Annotated in this window: 27 protein-coding genes; 1 reads left to right on the plus strand and 26 read right to left on the minus strand. The window is 40.8% G+C overall.

Annotated elements, in window-relative coordinates; genetic code table 11:
* Positions 1–235 precede the first annotated feature (235 nt).
* Positions 236–397, minus strand: a complete 162-nt coding sequence (locus tag ACHCNF_RS18155) for a hypothetical protein (RefSeq protein ID WP_155994882.1) — start codon at positions 395–397, stop codon at positions 236–238.
* 170 nt (positions 398–567) lie between these two features.
* On the opposite strand from ACHCNF_RS18155, the gene ACHCNF_RS18160 reads away from it, so the two are divergent.
* Positions 568–1,338: an AraC family transcriptional regulator gene (locus tag ACHCNF_RS18160; protein ID WP_408072442.1), complete on the plus strand. Its 771-nt coding sequence runs from the start codon at positions 568–570 to the stop codon at positions 1,336–1,338.
* A 24-nt stretch (positions 1,339–1,362) separates the two neighbouring features.
* Here the strand turns inward: ACHCNF_RS18160 and ACHCNF_RS18165 are convergent, their stop codons facing one another.
* From ACHCNF_RS18165 to ACHCNF_RS18285, 25 genes are all read right to left on the minus strand, one after another.
* Positions 1,363–1,983 (minus strand): DUF998 domain-containing protein, encoded by a 621-nt coding sequence (locus tag ACHCNF_RS18165; protein ID WP_408072443.1) that lies wholly within the window; start codon positions 1,981–1,983, stop codon positions 1,363–1,365.
* A gap of 43 nt (positions 1,984–2,026) precedes the next feature.
* Positions 2,027–2,164 (minus strand): hypothetical protein, encoded by a 138-nt coding sequence (locus ACHCNF_RS18170; protein ID WP_408072444.1) that lies wholly within the window; start codon positions 2,162–2,164, stop codon positions 2,027–2,029.
* Between the two features lie 297 nt (positions 2,165–2,461).
* Positions 2,462–3,205, minus strand: coding sequence for an N-acetyltransferase (locus tag ACHCNF_RS18175; protein ID WP_026658842.1), 744 nt, complete (start codon positions 3,203–3,205; stop codon positions 2,462–2,464).
* A 15-nt stretch (positions 3,206–3,220) separates the two neighbouring features.
* On the minus strand, positions 3,221–3,604 hold the full coding sequence (locus tag ACHCNF_RS18180; protein WP_408072445.1) for a GyrI-like domain-containing protein: 384 nt from the start codon (positions 3,602–3,604) through the stop codon (positions 3,221–3,223).
* Positions 3,580–3,993 carry a hypothetical protein gene (locus ACHCNF_RS18185; protein ID WP_408072446.1) on the minus strand — a complete coding sequence of 138 codons (414 nt, stop codon included), beginning with the start codon at positions 3,991–3,993 and terminating at the stop codon, positions 3,580–3,582. The genes ACHCNF_RS18180 and ACHCNF_RS18185 overlap by 25 nt, the downstream gene beginning before the upstream one ends.
* Before the next feature lie 110 nt (positions 3,994–4,103).
* Positions 4,104–4,622 carry a hypothetical protein gene (locus ACHCNF_RS18190; RefSeq protein WP_408072664.1) on the minus strand — a complete coding sequence of 173 codons (519 nt, stop codon included), beginning with the start codon at positions 4,620–4,622 and terminating at the stop codon, positions 4,104–4,106.
* Between the two features lie 36 nt (positions 4,623–4,658).
* Entirely contained in the window at positions 4,659–5,291 is a 633-nt protein-coding gene (locus tag ACHCNF_RS18195; protein ID WP_408072447.1) for an RpiB/LacA/LacB family sugar-phosphate isomerase, read from the minus strand.
* Positions 5,292–5,336: 45 nt separating this feature from the next.
* On the minus strand, positions 5,337–5,519 hold the full coding sequence (locus ACHCNF_RS18200; RefSeq protein WP_408072448.1) for a hypothetical protein: 183 nt from the start codon (positions 5,517–5,519) through the stop codon (positions 5,337–5,339).
* A gap of 19 nt (positions 5,520–5,538) precedes the next feature.
* Positions 5,539–6,291, minus strand: coding sequence for an AAC(3) family N-acetyltransferase (locus tag ACHCNF_RS18205; RefSeq protein WP_408072449.1), 753 nt, complete (start codon positions 6,289–6,291; stop codon positions 5,539–5,541).
* Between the two features lie 50 nt (positions 6,292–6,341).
* A complete protein-coding gene (locus ACHCNF_RS18210) occupies positions 6,342–6,833 on the minus strand; it encodes a CPBP family intramembrane glutamic endopeptidase (protein WP_408072450.1) in 492 nt (163 codons plus the stop codon).
* 84 nt (positions 6,834–6,917) lie between these two features.
* Positions 6,918–7,538 (minus strand): TetR/AcrR family transcriptional regulator, encoded by a 621-nt coding sequence (locus ACHCNF_RS18215; RefSeq protein ID WP_408072451.1) that lies wholly within the window; start codon positions 7,536–7,538, stop codon positions 6,918–6,920.
* A 152-nt stretch (positions 7,539–7,690) separates the two neighbouring features.
* Positions 7,691–8,968, minus strand: coding sequence for an MFS transporter (locus tag ACHCNF_RS18220; protein ID WP_408072452.1), 1,278 nt, complete (start codon positions 8,966–8,968; stop codon positions 7,691–7,693).
* 190 nt (positions 8,969–9,158) lie between these two features.
* Positions 9,159–9,581, minus strand: a complete 423-nt coding sequence (locus ACHCNF_RS18225; RefSeq protein WP_408072453.1) for a YjdF family protein — start codon at positions 9,579–9,581, stop codon at positions 9,159–9,161.
* Positions 9,575–9,826: a hypothetical protein gene (locus ACHCNF_RS18230; RefSeq protein ID WP_408072454.1), complete on the minus strand. Its 252-nt coding sequence runs from the start codon at positions 9,824–9,826 to the stop codon at positions 9,575–9,577. The genes ACHCNF_RS18225 and ACHCNF_RS18230 overlap by 7 nt, the downstream gene beginning before the upstream one ends.
* A 4-nt stretch (positions 9,827–9,830) precedes the next feature.
* Positions 9,831–10,700, minus strand: coding sequence for a GNAT family N-acetyltransferase (locus tag ACHCNF_RS18235; protein WP_408072455.1), 870 nt, complete (start codon positions 10,698–10,700; stop codon positions 9,831–9,833).
* Positions 10,701–10,705: 5 nt separating this feature from the next.
* On the minus strand, positions 10,706–11,158 hold the full coding sequence (locus tag ACHCNF_RS18240; protein WP_408072456.1) for a GNAT family N-acetyltransferase: 453 nt from the start codon (positions 11,156–11,158) through the stop codon (positions 10,706–10,708).
* Between the two features lie 101 nt (positions 11,159–11,259).
* On the minus strand, positions 11,260–11,742 hold the full coding sequence (locus ACHCNF_RS18245) for a flavodoxin family protein (RefSeq protein ID WP_408072457.1): 483 nt from the start codon (positions 11,740–11,742) through the stop codon (positions 11,260–11,262).
* Positions 11,739–11,825 (minus strand): hypothetical protein, encoded by an 87-nt coding sequence (locus tag ACHCNF_RS18250; RefSeq protein WP_141107742.1) that lies wholly within the window; start codon positions 11,823–11,825, stop codon positions 11,739–11,741. Before ACHCNF_RS18250 ends, ACHCNF_RS18245 begins: the two co-directional genes overlap by 4 nt.
* A gap of 124 nt (positions 11,826–11,949) precedes the next feature.
* A complete protein-coding gene (locus ACHCNF_RS18255; RefSeq protein WP_408072458.1) occupies positions 11,950–12,198 on the minus strand; it encodes a hypothetical protein in 249 nt (82 codons plus the stop codon).
* Positions 12,191–12,859: a GNAT family N-acetyltransferase gene (locus ACHCNF_RS18260; RefSeq protein ID WP_408072459.1), complete on the minus strand. Its 669-nt coding sequence runs from the start codon at positions 12,857–12,859 to the stop codon at positions 12,191–12,193. The genes ACHCNF_RS18255 and ACHCNF_RS18260 overlap by 8 nt, the downstream gene beginning before the upstream one ends.
* Positions 12,860–12,916: 57 nt before the next feature.
* Positions 12,917–13,651: a CPBP family intramembrane glutamic endopeptidase gene (locus ACHCNF_RS18265; RefSeq protein WP_408072460.1), complete on the minus strand. Its 735-nt coding sequence runs from the start codon at positions 13,649–13,651 to the stop codon at positions 12,917–12,919.
* A 22-nt stretch (positions 13,652–13,673) separates the two neighbouring features.
* On the minus strand, positions 13,674–14,279 hold the full coding sequence (locus tag ACHCNF_RS18270) for a helix-turn-helix domain-containing protein (RefSeq protein WP_408072461.1): 606 nt from the start codon (positions 14,277–14,279) through the stop codon (positions 13,674–13,676).
* A gap of 11 nt (positions 14,280–14,290) precedes the next feature.
* Positions 14,291–14,956 carry a phosphatase PAP2 family protein gene (locus tag ACHCNF_RS18275; protein WP_408072462.1) on the minus strand — a complete coding sequence of 222 codons (666 nt, stop codon included), beginning with the start codon at positions 14,954–14,956 and terminating at the stop codon, positions 14,291–14,293.
* A gap of 310 nt (positions 14,957–15,266) precedes the next feature.
* Positions 15,267–15,509 (minus strand): hypothetical protein, encoded by a 243-nt coding sequence (locus ACHCNF_RS18280; RefSeq protein ID WP_408072463.1) that lies wholly within the window; start codon positions 15,507–15,509, stop codon positions 15,267–15,269.
* 51 nt (positions 15,510–15,560) lie between these two features.
* Positions 15,561–16,868, minus strand: coding sequence for a glycoside hydrolase family 53 protein (locus tag ACHCNF_RS18285; protein WP_408072464.1), 1,308 nt, complete (start codon positions 16,866–16,868; stop codon positions 15,561–15,563).
* Between the last annotated feature and the right edge of the window lie 205 nt (positions 16,869–17,073).

Here is a 17,073-nt window from a genome sequence, read left to right on the forward strand (position 1 = left end):
TCCATATATCTGTTCCTGTTTATCATAAAAGTTTTGGAGTATTTTATATTGCGAGCTACCATTCGCAGTAAGCCTGTTTCCAGAATTTCTAAGAGTTCTGTTCTTCAGTTTACATTCTCATGATATATCCGTAAACTAAATCCAACCTAAAAAGCCGCTAAACATATTCTGAAATCATTAGTTACTTATTTTCTCTTCCCGCTTCTTGCGCTGTTACCCGAATTCGGAATATCAATCAGATATTAAATGTAGCTCCAAAAGCAATCACAAGCGGTCTGTCATTGTTTCTGGCTGACAGCTTTTCCATACACCATTCGTATTTCCTGCGGAAAGCTTCATCTCTCTGCTTTTTTATAATCTCTGGCCTTCTTGTATCCTGTACATCATGAAATCTCATATTTGACCTCCTGCATCTAAAAATCATTATCGTTGCTTTGTTCTGATCTGATTTATTTATACTCTCAAGAGCTCATTATAAATATCAATTTTCTCATGTTTTTATAAATAATATGTGGTAAAATATTAACCGGTTCAAAAGTCAGGGAATACCGTTTCAGAGGAAATATCATGCCAAAAAGAATATCAAATCCAAATGCACAGGTAGCTCTTAAGGATTTCATAGGCAGGGAAAACAACTATATTCATTTTGAATACGAAGATGAAATGAAGCAGTACGAAATGATGAAGAATGGCGACCCAGGAGCCGCCGATGAAAGTCACAAAATGATGGCAGAAAACACTTCAACTCTTGCCGATGATCCTGTTACCAATATGAAATATCTCATGATCTGCAACGCTACTCTCATGACAAGGTTCGCCATTGAGGGCGGCCTTAACTCAGAAACCGCCTACAACACAAGTGACCTTTACATCTATAACATGAACAAATGTACCACAGTACAGGAAGTTCTGGATCTGCATTACGAGATGGTCACATTCTTTACCGAGCAGATGCAGAAGCTGAAAAAACAGAATGTCTACTCAAGGCAGGTTATTCTCTGCATGGACTATATCGACCATCACCTGCATGAAAGCATCCGCCTGGATGACCTTGCTGCTTTCGTAAAGCTCAATAATAACTATTTCTCTACTCTGTTCAAAAAAGAAACAGGATATACTGTATCAGAGTATATCCTGTCCCGAAAGCTTGAAGTCGCAGAGAACATGCTGCGCTTTTCTGATTATTCATGCGCTGAAATAAGCAGCTTTCTTGCGTTTAATTCCCAAAGCTATTTTACGCAATGTTTCAGAGAAAAGAACAGCTGCACTCCGGCCGCATTCCGAAAAGCCCATTTTAACAAGCATATTAAGGGACGGCATAAATTACTATTGCCGTAACCGCCATACACATAGCTGTCCTTATTAAGAATCCTTTCCAAGCCTTCCAGCAAAAAGAAAAATACCAAGACCTGCATTAAATGTTACAGCTGACATTGTGCTGAACCTTTCGAATAATCCAAAGACCGACTTGGGGAAAAGAGCCATTCCAATTGGTCCCATCAACATTGCCAAAAGACATACTCCTGCCAGTACGGAAAGGGATTTCATGTTCTCTTTTGCTGCACCAATAATTGTGAGCGCCAGAGCAGCCAAAGAAAAGATAACTACTGCAGCAGTAACCACAAGATGCATTATATTCTGTGGATGTGTGTCCGGAACATCGCTGACCCATGGAAAGAGCTTATATCCCACATCGGATATCCATTCCATTGCAGCAAAAAAGTATATACCAAGCTTTAAAAGCTGTGATCTGCAGTTCTGAATCGCCACACAAACTGCCATGATTGATACAAGTCCGCATGGTCCATATAATGCATTAAGCTGGTTTGCCAGATCCCGAGATGGTGCACCCACCGCAGAAAGATCGCTCACAGCCCTGCTCAGCCAGTCATATCCAGGATATGCAAGCGGCGAAAACACTACCATTGCAGCGTAAGAAATAAAACTCAGAATACCACATATGCCAAGTTTAGTAAGTTTCATTGATTCCTCCAATTTTCAAATGCTGCCTGGATTACTGCGATTCTCATCTCTTATCCTTAGGAATTAATCGAATCAGGAAAGCGCCATCTCTGCAGCCTTCTTTGCATGAATAACTGTAGTAGGGAATCGTACTCTCCCAGCTCATTCCACCGATCAGCCCGATTGTTTTATTATGTGTCATGACCTGTGTTCTCCTTATCATCAGACGCTCCAAGCGCAAAGGCCCACAAAAAGCCAATACTTAGGCCAAGAATACAGCTATGTAATGCAATACCAAATGATATTCCCTAGAGAAGTCCTAAAGAAACAGGAAATATCTTGCTTTTGATTCTTTTTAATCCATCGTTGTTATTTTTCATTTTCTTCGTTCCTCCCAAAATTACTATATACTCACATTGTGTCCCGCTTTACAAAAATGAGCGTTCCCATCAGCGAATAAAAGATTAGTCTGATAGCAAAAACAGCAATGACAATCCCCCTACTGTGCCAGTTTTAAGAACTTCTTGTCATTCATCTGTTCATTCGTAATATACTTCCCATCACAGAATAGCGAATAAGTTGTGATCGGCGTCGGTGCATTCTGAGCATCATTCCTACTCTCGATCTTCATAGCTCTGAATGGAATGCCATTGTTCTTGGCTGTCTCTTCCAGCACAGGTACATACTTCGCATTGAACGGACACTGGTTCGTATAGTAAAGAACATATCCTTCCTCATCTATGTGCGGATGCTTAGCACACTCTTTGAACATCGGCTTCTCGGCCCCTTTCTCAAAGGGCAGATACCATAACTGTATGCCGTTATCCGCTTCATCACACACTTCAAAGCCTTTATATTTCAGGAATTTCGGATCAGCCAGAAATGGCTTTTTCTTTGCTGCAGCAAGTATGCAAAGTCCTTTCTTTCCCTTCTCCTTGCTGTCTTTGATGCATTCGGAAAGCAGGTCGCTTGAATATCCATGACCTTTGAAAGAACCGGAAACCCATAGGCAGTCTATATACATATACCCAGGTGCTTCGATTGGATTCCATGCATGCTCTGCCGGAATATATTCTATGAAGCATTTCCCGCGCTCCACACTTTTTAAGAATACAAGCCCCTCATCAAATCTGTCCGCAAGCCACGCCTTCTTTGAAGATACCTGTACATCTTTATTGTTGGATATGGCACAGCAGATATGCTCCTCTTCCAGATTCTCTTTTGTAACCCTGATATACTCCATCGTCAGCTCTCCTGTCTACACTCCGTTCCGGTCCGCGCTAAGCGGATGCCGGATCACTGTCTTCAGTTTCTCCGACTGAACTTTTCTCGCATCAGATAGATAAATCTCATGATGCAGTCTCTTGTCAGTGATATCCAGAACATAACCCTGTTCTTCTATAAATCTGTGCATTGCATCTACTGTAGCAGGTTCATTATCATACGATCCGATATGCATACACTGCACACACAACCCTTCATCATAAGTAAAGAACTCCACCTTTGAGAAATCCTGTTTCTTCTTAACCGTAGCTTCCCTGACAGCCCAGTCGATAGCCTGATTGATCCGATCAATGATCTTTCTGTAGTTCTTTGTAATGTCATTTTGAATGTCAATCACCACCAGTGCTTTGTTTCCCATACTTCCAACCATCCTTTGGCATGAGATGCAGAAATAGTGGTAGTGTATTCTCCCGTTTTAGGAACTGTTAATTCAAAATCCGCATTCTCACCCTTGACGCATTTATCTGCACGATAAATTGGAATTTCATCCGCCATAGTAATCACTACATCTGCTTTTCCTCCATCGATCTGCCAGGAAACATGCAGCGTTTCTCCTTCATTAAGTACCATGGTCTCCGAGTCATCTTTATTCATCAAATTGAAGTTCAGGTAAAATCTATTTGGATTCTTTGAGCAAACCCTGTCCCCATCAAACCTGGCCTGATTATGAATTATATAACTCTGTCCGATTATTATCATCATGATAATAGCAATAATTGCTATTAATATCTCTTTCTTTCTATTCATGCCACTCCTGTTTTCATCCTAATATGTCAAAACCATATGGTACATATCCCTGGAATCAATACCACACCCAATGAGTTTATTTCATGTTGCTTCTCCATCTTGGCTTCCTCCTATATCGTATCTCTTTTCGTGAATATGCACATTCCTATTACAGAATAGAAAATCAGTCCTATTACAATAACCACGATTATATTCACATAAGAAAAGGACATTTCGATATTTCCAAGGTCTTTAGCCTTCGTCACAATAAAGTTACTTGAAAGAGCATATTTTTCCATAAAGCCTTTAAGGGACGGCCACATGGATACGAGCTTTCCTTCAAGCGCATAAAAGAGCATTCCATGAAGATTTGCTGCTCCGAAGACAGTAATAATGACGGGAATTATTGTATTTCTAGTAATCTCATATAGAGTCATCATTGCGATCCCAAATACTGTATGAAGTATCACTTCAAAAGTTATGAATCTGATAAGTGAGCCCACACTATGTACAGGATACGTCCCCGCTCCCCAGACAAAGCTTCCAAGCCTGCATGCAATAAGTGACCCAAGGAACATGACAAGTGAGTACAGAAATACCACAGGGATCTTAGCAGCATAAATATTCTTCTTTTCTTTGTGGGTTGTCAGAAGATTTTTTTACACTGAATCCTGTCTGTTTTACACTTAATTACCGGATTTTTGCCTCAAGAAGTCTTTTAGTTCCTTATTCTTACCCTCTGACAGGATAAAGCCTATCACATCGTTCTTTCTCAGCACTTTGTGTATTATTTCTGCATCCATTTTTTCAAGCAGGATTCCAATATCAACTTGTGACTTCCTCCTCATGTCTTTTAGCAGCGCAGTGTCTTTTTGTTTGCGCTTGCTTTCACTTTTAGGATATCCCTGACCGAAGGGTTCTGAGAACAAGCTTTCTATCGTTTTATACAGATTATCTTCTCCACTCCATGTATATTCTTCACCAAGCGGCAGCGAGATTGCATTCCCATTATTGATCTGTGCAAAAAGAAATGCGTCCTTAGGAGTAGGAGCATAACCACACAGGACACCGGGCATATTATTGCAGGCAAGCATCATGCCCTGTCCTGATGAACACCCTGTAACCACGAAATCCACTGCTTTACTTGCAAGTAACAGCCCGATCAGAACAGATATCTCAATATAGCTGTAAGAATCCCTGTCTGAATCCGTACAGCCAAAATTGATGACCTCAGATTCTTTGGCATATTTTTTTACAGCATCTAAAAGAAGCCCATTCTTATTTATCTGTGAAGTTGCCTGTATTACAGCTATTTTCATGATGATATTTCCCTTCTTGCCAATGCTCTGTGTGTAAGTTTGATCCTACAGCTTTACAAGCCAAAAAGCGCAAGTACTCCATAAGAAGCCAATCCAAGACTCGCAGCACAGCAGCTTGGCGTATCTGTTGTCCGGTCCCTTGATGTCCAAAAGCAGATCAGCTATAGCACACAGGATTCCGCCGCTTATTCCGATAATTCCCAAAACAAATCTTGCAGTATCCGTCATTTTTCGTACTCCTCCAAAATCATCTCCGTAATCCCCATAGTCCATATGGATCGCGCTTTAATTCTTTTTCATATAAAGAAACTACTGACCATATATCAAAAAACATCACCTTACAAGGACCGATAAACGCTTCTTTTATAAGGTTTTTTTCATAGGCCATATCCTGTATCTTGTACCATGCCTTCACCGGCGGGTGTCCGGCTTCTATCATCCACTTATCCGGCGGATAGATTTTACAAATATCTTCTGACGGAGCATAGATATCATTTATATCATCCGGGGTTATTCCTTCCACGTAGTGCATTGCCGTAAGCTTGTAAATATCAACTCCCAGTAAAAGAGCTTTCCCGCCATTATGAATCGGATAATCCAAGCCGCCACTTAGAGCTTCCTTGCCATGTTTACCCCATCCGGATGTACTTATAGTATCTGCTCCAGTATAAGTGTCAGGAAGATTTCTGAAAGTATCAGCCACAACACCCATCGCCGTTTTTTCAGCATCAGCCTCCAATATCTTTATCTTAACAGTAATCCCCAGCTTCTTGTCTTCCTCTGAAAGCTCTAACTCTTTACTTAATCTGAGTGCAGGCATGAAGATACTGCCCTCTTCAGTAACCAGTTCTTTTAATGTATCTATGGCTGTCTCTGCACCACCCTCAAGTTCTCCAAAACTGCTAAGTGAAGAATGCACTTCCAAAGTCATTCCTTTTTCAATTCCAAGCTTTTGCAATGCCGACTTTAGTTCCTCTTTAGTTATAGTTCGTTTGCTCAAAGCGACCTCCTACTTCCATGTGTCAAAGAAAAACAGACTAATAAGAGTTATCAATCAAATTGTTTTTCATCATGACCTACCTCAGCTTTCTTTTTTAAATATATGAGCGCAATTATCAAAATATACACTGCTGACAAGCCGGCGTAGAACCATATATCAACCTGCAAAAAACAGTACAGGAAATTAAAACAGAAATGGATCACTATGCCATAAATCAGATTGTCGTTTTTCTCCATGAAATAGTTCATGATAAAACAAAGTCCGGTCATTACGATGACATTGGATAGGATATATGGAATCATCTGGATCCCCATGTAATCTGAATCAACAAACCATAGTATTGTATGCCAGAATGCCCATATAACTCCCTGGATCACAGATGCTTTAAAAAAGCTGTACTTTTCGTTCAAATATGGGCGAAGAGACCCTCTCCATCCGGATTCCTCTCCTGTAGGTCCTGCCGTTATTGATAAAAGAAATGATGCCCAAAATGGATATTCTCCAAAGCTCCAGTATTCACTAAATGCTCTGCCCTGATGCAAAGATAGCAAAAGCACCGTAATAAAAGTCGCGCTGCATCTCCTATTACACTTATTAAGTTCAATTATGCACGGATATTACTTTGCTCAGAAAAACCGCATCAGTGCCTTCTCAAGGCTCCCTGCCTTTGCCCCGAGCATCTTTTCGGTGTTGTAGATGAACGCGTTTCCCTTACGCTTCTTCTGCCTTGGCGTAAGGTTTTCATTATCATCGAATGCAATATTCCCATAGAGCATGATCATCTCGGCAGCTTCGTTTGGATACTTTGTGTCAAAAATACCGCTCTCATTCCCTTCCTTTATCAACTGAGCAATAAGCGGAACAACACCATTTATCAGACGTTCCTGCATCTTTTGGTGCAAAAGAGCATTCTGAGGCTTATGCATCTGCTCCATCACTTCATTTCCGGCGCTTCCCTTTACTTGTAAGGAACCAAGTACTCCTGTCAGCCTCTTAAGGATGGGAAGGCTTTTATCATTTACAATACTTCTGGCCTGACTAATTCCCTCCCTGGTCATTCTGTCGACTATTGCATCCAGGATTTCTTCCTTAGAGCCAAAGTGATGATACAGCGTTCCACGGGCAATTCCAATCCTCGCTATAATATCGTTTGTGCTTGCATTATCATAGCCCTTCTCTGCAAACAGCTCCTCAGCGACATCTAGTATTTCGTTCTTTCTTTCCTCTGCAGTTTTTACAGTTCTCATATCCTTACCAAATTCAGCTATTTCAAACCGACACATTGTCGGTTATTATTGTATATTCCATCTCCGAAAATGTAAATAGTATAAAACAGGCACAGCCCTTACATGGGTTTATGCCTGTTTTTCACTTCATTGTTTTTTGATATCAGCTCGAATCAGTCAGTATATTTGTATTTTTTCATAATCTGACCTGATGTTATGCAGAGCACGGTTCCGGTTACTCCAAGTATAAACATCATCAGTGCTGCTCCTGAGCCCTTTCCGCTTCCAAAAAGAGAAGTCCAGAATGCATTATCGCTTCTCAAAGCCATAAATGGTTCGCAGATTTTGTCTACAAAAAAGCCACCAAGAAATAGTCCAATTGGAATGGTAAAAAACTGCAGAGTATTTCTGCAAGCATACACTCTTCCCTGAAGCTCAATCGGTATAACATTCCGCATTATTACATTCTGGTTTGCAGCCATAAGTGGAACAAACACCCATCCAATGATCTGACCAACACACCACAAAACCGGGCTTCTCGAAAATGCCAATAAGAAATTCTCTATTCCAAGAGCGAAAAGCATTGTCAGATATATTACCCTGACTCTGTCCTTAGGTTTTGGCAAGATCATCGGAAGGAAACTTCCTGCTACCATGGCCAGCCCGGAGCAGGCTGTTACAATCCCATACACATTGTTGCCTTTTTGAGGTATTACAAGTGCCGGAAGTACTGCATCAAAAGCTGAAGCTGTGAGATTCACCCCTGACATAAACAGGATTACAGTAAGTATAAGTGGTGTTTCCTTAAGGAACCTGATTCCCTCTTTTGCCAACTTGATCACGTTTTCGTTCTTATCAGTTCCACTTTGAATCTCCGGTAGCCTGATAAATAACAGCAGCGACAAAAAAGCGATAGCAAAAGTCAGAAGATCTACAGCTATCACCACATCCAGCCCTGCCAGTCCATAAAGTGCTGCAGCGATGAGCGGATTTCCAATTGATATCAGTGAACGCGACAACTGCTGAAAGCCGCTGGTCTTCTGATAATGCTCCTTGGGAACCAAAAGTGTATATGCCACCTCTGAAGCCGGCTGCTGAACAGTATTCATAAGCCCCGAAAGCGCATTAATTGCATACAGATGCCACATAGTAAGTGTGTCAGTCTTGTACAAGGCAAATACAATTACTGTAGTAAGCGCCGCCAAAAGATCACATATAAGCATTGTCTTCTTTTTATCGAATTTGTCTGTAATTGCCCCGGCAAAAATGCTCATGATAACATATGGTGCATATGTGCAGATTGTAAGCGCCGCTGTGCTTAGTGCTGATCCGGTCTTTTCATACATCCAGAGCGTCAGTGCAAACGATGTTATTGCACTTCCAAGCTGTGACAGACTCTGAGTGCTCCAAATTATGTAAAAATCTCTTAATTCCTTTATTCTGTTTTTCATGATATTTAACCTCCATACAAATATGTTTTCATTTGCATGGAGCATAAACACTGCAGTTGATCATGACCTTCCTCCTCTATGATATGTTATCATTCAAAATAATGCTTGTCATTCCTTTGAACTCATTCATACCACATAGCTGTGCGAAATTCGCTCATTCTTTCCTCTCCTTCTGGTCTTACATTATCCATCAATGTCCTTTGTGCTTCTCTTTCTTTTTCTGCTGCTTTAGTTCAAAAAGTCTTAACTCCTCTGCCTCTTTCTGTTCCCGGCTTTTGACCTTGCGCTCAAGTTTATTCTGCTCCTGCAATAGCTTTATCGCCTGTTGAGATTTTGTGCCAATACCTTTTTCTAAGACCATTTTCTTTGCATCACGTTGTAATCTCTTAGGATTTCTTTTTCCTTCCTTGACCACTGTATCTACAGCAGGACTAAACTTCAGCCGATAATATTTTCGGATAATAAATTCCTGAATCTCATAATCCTTGGGCTCTGCTCCAAAAATCACTTTTGCCACAGACAATTTCCCATTTTCTATGCGTTCAAAAACTCCAACCCAGAAGGGATCATCAAAATATACTAATAATCTGCCACTCAATTGTTCAATTAACATAATCGATTTCGATCCCAGCATTCCAGCCTGCCCACGTCTTCATCTATCTCTATGGGAATTGCAGCTATGATTGCATCATTCTCTTTCATGACAAACAAAGCATCTCTTGAAAGATCAAAATCTATGGTTTCTGTAGAAGGATAGTCCTCATCCCATGCGCAAAACTCTCTTCCAACCTGCTCTTTGTATAAAGTCATTAACTGCTCTCTGTCACTGTCTGTAGCTAATACTATGTTATTGGACATTTTTTCAATCCCCTTGTTTTTGATAAAAACTGTAGTGGTATTTATTTCTGAAACCGAGTCTGAAATAAAAATCCATGTCTGATATTACAAAAGCTCTCTTAGCACCTAACCTCTTTGCCCTACTCAGCGCTTCATGAATTACAGCCTTAGCTACTCCTCTTCCCCTATAGCTTGGGATAGTACAGACAGGCTCTACATACACGTAGTCCGTCTTGGGGTTATACCATAGACCGCATATGGAAATGAGTTCTCCCTCCTCATTGCATGCAGCCACACAGAGGTCCCTGTTAAAGTGCCTACGCGCCCTTGGGGTAGCGATCCCTTCTTTTTCAAACTTTTGTTTATCTTCTCCGTGATCAAACCCTTGCCAAAAAAGCCATGATAGCTCGTAAATATCCTTAACAGGATTCGGGTTCACAAACTTAAGACCCTCTGGCAAAGGAGCTCCAAATTCCCTTTCCAGGTCCAGCTCCATGATATTTTCTGTTTGCTCATTCCTGATAAAGCCCTTGTTTAAGACCAAATCTATTTCATCTGTGTTGTCATCGCAGACTGCAAGGGAAAATCCAGAATCATCCATGAGATTAGTGCAGGCATAATCTAATATTTCAGGATATAACTGCTTATAATCAGGTAAGACTCCACAAAATCCCTCACCGAAATACATATCATAGATTGCTGCACCAACAACGTTACCATCATCAAGCCAAAGCCCAATGGACTCAATCAATTCCTTATTGAATTCCGGATGCTCATACATCCACTCAAATCTCGCCCAGTTCCAATTAATATGGCTTGTATCTCGATCATTTAGTTCTATAAGGAAATCACATACTGCCTCATAATCATTATCTGCATATTTCTTGAAATACATTATTCCTACTCCTTATACACAATAAACCTGGGACCCTCTTCTCCGATCTCTCCACTCACTTCAAATCCACATTTCATCAGCCCCCTTTGAGACGCCGCATTGTCAGGATCTGTCTCTGACTCAACAGCCACTATTTCCGGATGTTTAAATGCCCATTTTATTGCCAGGCTCACAGCCTCTGTTGCATAGCCATGTCCCTGAAACTCATCTAAAATTCCGTATCCGATTTCAGGATTTTTCTCCTCAAGCCCCTTGAAACACAGATCTCCGATATGTGTTCCATCTGTCTTTTCAATCATCCACATGGCATACCAGTCCCACTGATCCGGATGCGTAAGGCACCCCTCCAGCATTTCACCATATGCCTTCTTAAGCTCATCATCCTTTTCCGCCTGGATTATTCTTTCTATCTGCTCCCTACTAGCGGGATATATCTTTATTCTTTCTGTTTTTATCATCATTCTCCTCTTTATTTCTCCTGATTTCATATTATCTTAAAACCAAAAACAGACCTACCTTTACACGGATATAGGTCTGTTTTACACTACTTAAAATTCTGCTATAGCATCTGACAAAACTCGCTGAGTCTATGCGTATTATCTTCTGAAGGTTTATCTTTCGGATCAATGAAAATCGCAGTCGCGGCAAAGCTGGTGATTCCAATGCAGTCCTTTAGCTTAGAAAAAGCTCTCTCTGCCCCGGAACCGCTTTGGCAGGCAAATGCAGCTATAGTCTTATTTTTCAAGTTCTCTTTATTCTCCAAAATAAACGTCCGAAGCGGAGGCGTGAACGTTCCTGCCCAAACAGGAAATCCAAAAATAATCTCATCATAAGCTGACACGTCCAGATCGTATGCCTCAAGCTCGGGCTTTTCTGCCATAACAGCACTCTTCCCACCCCAGAAAAACTTTGAGAATCCACTGGTCGAATACGCTTTCTTTGGAACAAGTTTTAATTTATCTGCTGGAAGTACCTTTGCCAGTTCATCTGCTATATACAATGTGTTACCTTCTAATGAGAAATAAATTATAATCCTTTTCATGCCAGAACCTTTCTTGCTTTGTTGCACCATTTCAAATATGCCTCATAGGTTTCTATTCCAAACAGTATCGTAACTGTGTATATTTATGGATTATCCGTTCCATTTGCCATGCAAGCTCTCTGTAATCCTTCATATCAACCCACTTCTTTTTGGTTATTAGTAAATATGTCTCTCACAATTATACCCGGGTAATAATCGCCTTACAATCTACATATGCTCCTTATAGTATTCCAAAAACTCCGGAGTTTTTGACCAGTATTTTATTCCCCAGTTCTCGAAGTTCCACTCTTCCATATAATCATTGCACTCATAATCAATATAGAAAAGCTCTCCATCATGAACAACAAAATTCGTCGGGAAATAATCAATATTGGTCTTTGCAGGATATAGGAGTTCACACATTGCTTTTACCTGTCTTATATAATTAGGGTCCATCTGATCTCTGTCATCAGTCAAACAACTGCCCCGGGAGTTTTTTCTTTTCCTTGGGTGGGAACTGTTTATCGAATTCTTCTACATCCTCATCTTTAACATAGTAGCCCTGAGGGGTCTGATATACTCCGGTTACGTCATCAAGGTATCCCGGGATCAATTCTCTACACAGAAAAAATGATGAATCTGCGTCTTCAGGCAGATCATGATAACGAATTCCAAACTTGCTTGCATAATCGAATCCGCAGTGGCTGTAGAATCCGATATTTCCTTCAAAAAGAACTGCTCCGAATCCCATTTCTGTTGCTTTCTCAAGGCAGTAATCAAGCAGCTTCTTACCATAACCCTTGCGCTTAAGCTCCGGCGTGATTCCTATTGGACCCATGGTAAGTACCGGGATCTCCCTGCCATCATCAGCTTCAATAACAGTTTTCATAAACATGTTCTGACCGATAAGCATTCCGTCCTGTTCTGCGACAGAATGATCCACCGGATCATTCTCCTGCACGCTTAGGTGCATGACAAAATCAAGCTCCGGAACAAATGCCGGATCGTCCCTCAGCACATGAATCACATAGTGCTCACTGCATCCGGGACGATACACGTTCCAAAATGACTCTCTTACAAGATTTTCAACATCTCTATAATCTTTCTGTTCTTCTAAGCGAATTATATAATTACTCATTGTTTTCATTCTCCTTTATAATGAAGTTCTGCCCGAACTACGTTCGTCAGAACTAGCTTACTCACTAGGCTCGTCAGTACCTCGCCAAGTGATTAACCTAACCAGATATATGCAATACGCCAAAAGCACTGCAAACTGGATAGTTCCAACTATTATGTTCAGTTTCATATCACCTTCATTCGTGATGAAACCGCAGAAATCATGAAATGCATGTAGCAAAACGCATGGCCAGATACTCTTTGTCCTGAGGATCACAAAAGCCATTACAACTCCGTAGGTAAATGCAAACGCCATCTGCAAAAGTGTTTCTGCAAGTCCAGCCCCACCCATTACATTCAGCAGATGACTCATTCCAAAAAGAACTGATGAAATAATGATGGCCTTTGTCTCCTTTTCTTTCCACATATTGCAAATGATGCCCCTGAAGTATAGTTCCTCTGTCAGTCCTATCCCCAGTGTAAATATAAGATTAGGAATAAACAGTCCGCTGTCATCAGACATGATTCCACCGGCAAAAGCAGCCAGGGCCACAATTATAAGTGGAACGTAATACAAAAACCTTGTAGCCATACCGCTCACGGGCTTCTGAAACCCCAGTCCTCTAAGACTGTGATCCTTGACAAGAAAAAAAGCAATTGCTACTAATGCGCAGCTCCATATTATAGCTGCCTGTGCTGTAATAGCCTTAAGGCCCTCAAGCTGTCCCATGACCACCGCAGCCCCCTGGGCAAAGTAGAACAAAAGAACCGTAACTGTTGCTAAAACTGTATTCCTTACTAAATGCTTTGACATAATCCCTCCTGAAACACATGATTTATCTCATTTTGTAGATCACAATTCCCTTTGCCACAATCATCAGAAACAGCATTGAAACTCCATAGGCTTCCCTGCCCATTGCGAGAAGAAGTACTGCGGTAATTCCCACTATCACTGATATGGCTGTAATGATCCTGCTTCCCCTTTCCTGCCTCAGTCTTGTCAAAAGAATCTTAACTGCTCCGATGATTACCAACAAAATAAAAACAGCCCAGTAGAGCATACACTTCAGTCTTCCTGCCTGAACATAATCAGGAAGACTCACCGCATAATAAACACCATCAATCCTATTGGAATATATGGGCAGGACAATCATTATCATCGCAAGCACATCTATGATTCCAAGAAGCATATCGCAAATATATCTGATATTGTCCCTATTCTCTTTTTCGGCAATCGATACCATCTTTTCTGCCGACAAAAGTTCGTCTATAGATACTGAAAAGAATCTCGATATCTCTTTTAACGAATCTATGCTCGGGTACCCACGACCTGACTCCCACTTGGAAATTGCAGTCCTTGAAACATATAAAGCCTCTGCCAGCTCTTCCTGAGTCATATCTTTATTCTTTCTAAGTTCCTGCAGTTTTTCGCCAAACTCCATTTTACCCCCTTTCAGGCTTTTGCTTTGTCATCAATGATAAGAACAACAGCCCTGTATAAAAGAAATAATCCCGTACTAAGGAGAATTGATCCCATGATATCTGTCAGCCAATGAACTCCAGCTACGGTTCTTCCTACAAACATAAAAATGGAGAACAACGCCGAAAGGACGCATACATATTTCAGTACGACTTCATTCTTCATCCTTCTTTTTGCCTGAAACCAGAGAGTAGGCATGACGCTTAATACCAAGAGTGTTGTAGACGATGGATAAGATGCCTCCATAAATCCATCTATCAGGACCGGTCTGTAATTGATTGGGATCATTTCAAATATCAGATATCCAAATATCACTATAATATAGTATATCCCAAGTACTATTATGTCGTAATCGACTCTAAACAGGCTCTTCCTTTGTATCAACTGGGTAAGACCGATACCTGCAAATATCAGACATATGAATATAGGCACAAGTCCCAACCAGTCAGTTATGGTGTATATGACCATATGAACCCCGGTCAATTTGTGAAAATAGCAGTTGATCGTGGCAAAACCTATGTCTGTCCCATTTTGCCCGACAGGCTGAACATCAACGATTTGGATCAGTAATGTCCAGACTACAAATACAATTAAATACAATGCTCCAAATAATAAACTCTTAAATCCTTTTCTTTTCATTTCTCATAATCCTTTCTGTTTTGTTCGCGAGGCTATATGAACCGTAACAAGAATCATGAAAAAACTAAAGAAACGCTTGGTGACATGTATGACACGATTCGTATCATCTGCATAAACAAGCCTATCACACAATAAAAATATGGTCGTCATCTACACGGATAACGACCTAAAAATCACTGATATTATATTTCTTGATTTCTCACTCTGTTGTAAGTGAGAGTGCTTTTTCATTAAACTCCATCACTGTGACATAGTTACAATATCATCCAAGCTGAGAAGCCGCGTTTACATCATCATTCCAAATTATACTTCAAACCAACGTTGGAAGTTTGCACTTATCCATGACCACTTCATCATTTTCCAACACATAACATGAAGCATAATAATCCCAATCATCAATGTTCTTGCTTAAGCATAATGAATCACTCTCGTATGCGTTTTCAGATATGCCAAGAAAACAAAACAATCCCTGTTCCGTATCACTACAGCTGAATATCATATTATCCTTATTGGCAAGTGCATATTCCTCGCCAATAGCTTTTAGACATGCCATAAATCCTATCTTTTCTCTATTCATAGCCTTATGTTGGAAGATAATTCTCCCTTAGTAATTTCTACCATTTCGCATATATTTAAAAATATTCAGAGAATCCAATGGGTGTCCTTCGAAATCAAAAAGCGCCTGATTATCCCAAGAGCTTCCGCCATAGTAAAGACCCGCATCCTCCGGATCATAATCTGAAGCGTAGCTACTGGCCCATCCACTTCCATATTTCTCCCAGATAGCGGAGTTATCTGCATCAGCAGGACCTACAGGAATCCACGCGCCTTCCCAGTAGAAAACACCTATGCCCCCTACCTCACTCACATTCTTACAAATGTCATGTATCATTGTGGCTTGTCCCATGGCTGATGCGGGATAACCCTTTACCAAATCATTAACAGTAAAACTGTTTGCTGATCCATCGCCATCTGAAGTGGTATAGCAATAGGACGTCTCTGCTATGAAAGCTTTTTTTCCATACTTTTCACTAATAAGCTCAAGGACACGACTCATGTTTTCAAAGCTGCCATCCCAAAAGGGATAATAGCTCATACCAATCATGTCAAAGTCAAGTTCACCCCGCACCAGCCTGTCAACCAGTGTAAGTACATCTGCTTTGTCTTCAATCCTGGTATAGTGGACAACTACAGCAATCTCTTTTCCGTAAGATTCTGATACTTCACGTACTGCCATACTTCCCGCTTTTAAAAGTTCAAGAACCTTTTCAAACTGCCGCTCTCCTGACATTCCGTAGTTAATCTCATTACCAACCTGTACCATCCCTACATCTACGCCGGAATCAAGAAGCTGTGAGAGGCTGTCTTTAGTGAATTCATAGAGGGCATCCGCTTTTTCTTCCACGTTCATGCCCTCCCAGGCTTTGGGAGCGTGCTGTCTCTTAGGATCTGCCCAGAAATCGGAGTAATGAAAATCTATCATTACTTTCATCCCATTGGCAGTAGCTCTTTTCCCAAGCTCAACAGCTGTTGGAAGGTCATTATTACCGCCACCATACCCATTCCCATTTTCATCATAAGGATCGTTCCAGACTCTTAATCGGATATAGTTAATCCCTGAATCAGCATAGGTTTTGAATATATCCTGCTCTTTGCCGTCAAAACCATAGTACTTAACACCACTTTTTTCTTCGGTCAGTACTGAAGATGCATCCATTCCAAATATGAAATCATCTGAAAGTCCATCAATAGGCGATTCCCATGTTTCTTCCGGTACTTCCTCAACTACTTCTTGCGTTTTAACCGTCACTTCTTGCGTTGATACCGGTGCAAGCTCAGTTTCTAAATCTCTACAGCCAGTTAGTGATATCAAAAGAATCATCGCCAAGACGTTATATACTACTTTTTCCATAATCCAATCTCTCCTATAAAAGATTTTATTGTCCACCCTCTAGTGTAGCTGTTTTATATTAACTCGACCATATGCTTGCTATAATTTGAATCTACTGCGTTGTCATCAGTCGTCGATGGACGCCCATCGACTCCTTCTTCCGCCTTGTAGATTACAAATCATAGCTAAGCAATATAGTCGAGAAATATAAAAACAACTACACTAG

It is taken from the genome of Butyrivibrio sp. NATIVEDY162 (genome assembly GCF_045999815.1).
Taxonomy (GTDB): Bacteria; Bacillota; Clostridia; order Lachnospirales; family Lachnospiraceae; genus Butyrivibrio.